Source organism: Variovorax sp. 01T439_2 (genome assembly GCF_056398445.1).
In genome coordinates this window covers 1-3,500 of record NZ_JBFTPJ010000641.1, presented here as the reverse complement: position 1 = coordinate 3,500, position 3,500 = coordinate 1, and the positions used below count along the sequence as shown (strand labels likewise).

The following is a 3,500-nucleotide window of genomic DNA, read 5'->3' as shown; positions in this document are numbered from 1 at the left end:
CGCCCAACGCTGTGACAGGTGACTTCACAACGCTTGATTCTTGCAAAAGGCCACGCAGCTCATCAGAAGTGATAGTAAAGGCCGATCTGTTGTTTGCCAGTTGAACACCGATATGCTGTTCCACCACGTGCTCAAAACCTGCGCTGACCGGTTGGCCGGTCCCACGAAGAGGCGTAGTCTGTGTCCGCCCATTTGCGACGTTAATTCGCGATGACACTCGTCCGGGGACCTGTGCGACAGCAGGAATTCCTTGCTCCAGCGCGAACCTCGCTTCAGCTTCGGCCACGGCGGCAACGCGCATCTCTTGCACAGCTCTGTAAGCGGTCGATCCCAAGGGAACGGCTGCAGCCAAACCACTGAAAAATCGCTCGACGTTTGACAGCTCTCGCCCGGAGAGGCTCTCACCTGTCGCCGCCATGTACAAACCAGTCGCTGTGCCATAAACAGGCAACAGCAGTTGCAAGGACTCGCTAAGGCGAACTGCTTGATCGGTAGTGAGCGCAGAATTCCGATCGATCGCGATTAGGTTGGCGGCTGTTTCGAGCTGAAACAGTTGCCGGTCAATGCGCTGAAAATCCGCTTGCGTGCAGTTTGGGCCGCAATCGTTCAATAACCTGGCATTTTCCTGTGAGACTGTTCGTCGCACACCTGCAAACGGACTGTGGCTCACATAGTTCTGAGCGGTATTGAACGATGCTGTTGCACCCGCGACACCGCCGGTCGCCGATCCCAGGGCCAAGCCTGCTACCTGTGTCAACGCCACCCGGACCGTGTCCGGCAAGCCCATGTCCGCAATCATTTCCCCGATTTCCGGGAGCGCCGTTGCGCTCAGCGTTGAGCCCGCAGCACCTGACAGATTGCCGGTCAGAAGACCGATGGCCGCATGAAGTGCGACACGGTATGCGCCTCCCTCATCCCATTTCCGTGCTTCCTCTTCGTTGCTTCCTTGTCGTGCGAGGACAGCCTGCCGATCCGCGTATGTTGCCGCGGCTGTCGTCGCCTCGCGACCAAAAGCAGCGGTGATCTGAATTTGCGCTTGCACATCTCGCATCGCCCGCGTTCTGTCGGTCATCTGCAGCGCATTGGTGCTGTCTACGCCGGTACGCACCGACGCATTGCCTGCGACGCCCGAGATGCCGCTTCGCGTGATGCTGGACTCATTGATATCGTTGCTGCCAATGCCAGCCCCTCCCGAGCCCATTCCCGCGGTGCTTGTGCTGGCGCTGATGCTGTAACCACTGCCTTTGAAGGTGTCGTGGTTGACCAGGTCTGCCATCGTCAGGCTGCTGGTCGAGAAGCTGTTCTTGCTTCCGTTCACGGCAACATCCGTACTGCTGATCACCCCACCCACGAGATTGGTGTTGCCCCCCACRTTGACACCAAAGCCGCCGTCCCCAGCCAAGAACCCGCTTTGCTGTGTGGCACTCGCAAAATTGCCATCCCCGCGCGTGTTGTGGGCATAGACGCTTACGCTGCTGTCGCCGTAGCAGATCCAAGCGCAAATGGTCGAGTTAAAGCCGCCCCCGCTGTTCTGGCTGTGATATGTGCTGGTGTCCTGAAGGGTCTCGACATGAAGGTTCCCGCTCACATCGGCGTTGATACGTTCGCCGGCAACCGTGGCACCCCGAAGGGTGGTGTCACCGCCGCTGGTGATATTGACCTGCCGACCTGCATTGATCGTAGTGCTCGTCCATGCGCCATCTGTGCCGTTATCTCGGCCGCTCTGGCTTCCAGCGGCCACCTCGATCGTGAAGCCATTGCTTTGCCCGAAGCCGTAGCCGACACCGACGCTTGCATTGCTGCTGCGGCTGGTAGAGCTCTGCTCGTGGGTGTTCGCCGCCGCCTCGAGCGTGACGTTGTTGTCTGCCGCGAGATTGACGTTCTTGCCGGCATTGATCTCGCTACCGCGTATGAGAATGTTGGAATCCCGCCCGCCGCCAGTGGCGGTGATGGTGACGTTGCCTCCGGCCTGCACCCGGGAGCCGGCGGACGTGTTGCTGCTTTGGGTGCTGGTGGTCTCGCTTGAACTACTGCCCACCATCAGCGTGGCACCCATGCTGACGGCGCCGGTTCCTGTGTTCGTAGCCGCAGCCTTGGAGACGTCCTGATATGCTGAATAGCCACTGAGACCCATGCTCGCAGCACCCAACGCTTTCATGCGATCGTCCTTGGTGTCGCCAATGGCCTCCGAGGTTTCCTCGATGTTTCGCAACAGGTCAATCAAGGGTGCCTTGATACCCAGCGTGATACCGCCCTGGGAGAAGCTCTGCGTGCTTTCGCTGCGGCTCGTCTCACGCGCCTCGACGATCTGGACATTGCGCGCCCGGATATCGATGTCCCCACCAGGCGCGATCACATCACTGCCCACTTGGCTGTAGCGGTTGCCGGCGTTGATGACGACGTTCCCCCCGATGGCCCCCACGGTGCTGCCCACGGCCGTACTTTCTTCACGGTTTCTGGTGCTGCGCGTGTCCTGGTGACCCCAGGTCCAGCCGGAGTTCGCATCGAACATGCCACTCTGCGATTCCTCGCGGACATACTGGCTGTCCCGCGTTTGCGTCGCGGCTTCGATGGCGATGTTGTTGTCAGCCCAGAGTTCAGTGCCTTTGTCGCTCACCACATTCGACCCACGGACACGGATGTTATTGCCCGCATCCAGCACGACGGTCTTGCCGCCCAGGCTGCTGCCGATGGCGCCGGTCGAACCAAAGGTGCCCTGCTCCATGCTGCGGTCGCTGCCCCAGAAGCCGCTCTCCTCGGTGCGGCGCCCCGCATTGAGGGCCGAGGTCGACTGTCCCGCATCGATGGTGATGTCGCGCTTGGCGGCGACTTCCAGTGCGCCATCCGCACTGTTGACGGTGGCCGCGCGCACGCTGACGTCGCGCTGCGCATGCAAACTGATGTCGCCGCTGGTCTCGATGCGGGTGCCGACTTCCCGCGTGCTGGCCTCGGCGCGGTAGTTGCCGGCGTCCCGAACCGTGGTGTCCTGCCTTGCCGTCGTGACGGTGCCCAGGTTGATGTCGCGGCCTGCGCCGATCTCGGTCGTGCCTTCCTTGCCGCTGTTGGCGACGAGGGCACCGATCAGGTTGACGTCGCGGCCGGCCGACGCCACCAGCACGCCCTTGGGGTCGCTCACGTAGAGACCCGCCACCCGGTCAACGATGGTGGCGCCGCGCAGGCTCACGGCCCCGGGCGTGAGGTCCAGGGCCAACCCGCTGCTGCTGGTCGTGGTGCGCACGTTGATGTCTCGCCCGGCCTCGATCTTGAGCTGGCTGGCCGCGTCGATCGTGCCGCCGATGTTGTTCAGGTCGGTCCGGGCCTTGAGGTCGAGGCTGTCGCCGGAGATGCGGCCGTTCAGGTTCTGGATGTTCTCCGCCGTGATGCTGACGGTCCTTCGCCCCGCGACCGTGCCGCTGTTGACCATGCGGCCGTTCAGGTTCTGGATGTTCTCCGCCGTGATGCTGACGGTCCTTCGCCCCGCGACCGTGCCGCTGTTGACC

The 3,500-nt window shown here is 62.1% G+C and carries 1 protein-coding gene; it reads right to left on the bottom strand.

Going from position 1 to position 3,500, the window contains the following annotated elements; translation table 11 throughout:
- Positions 1-3,500, bottom strand: a 3,500-nt coding sequence (locus AC1DOC_RS24945) for a hemagglutinin repeat-containing protein (protein ID WP_478130704.1), incomplete at both ends; no start/stop codon positions are given.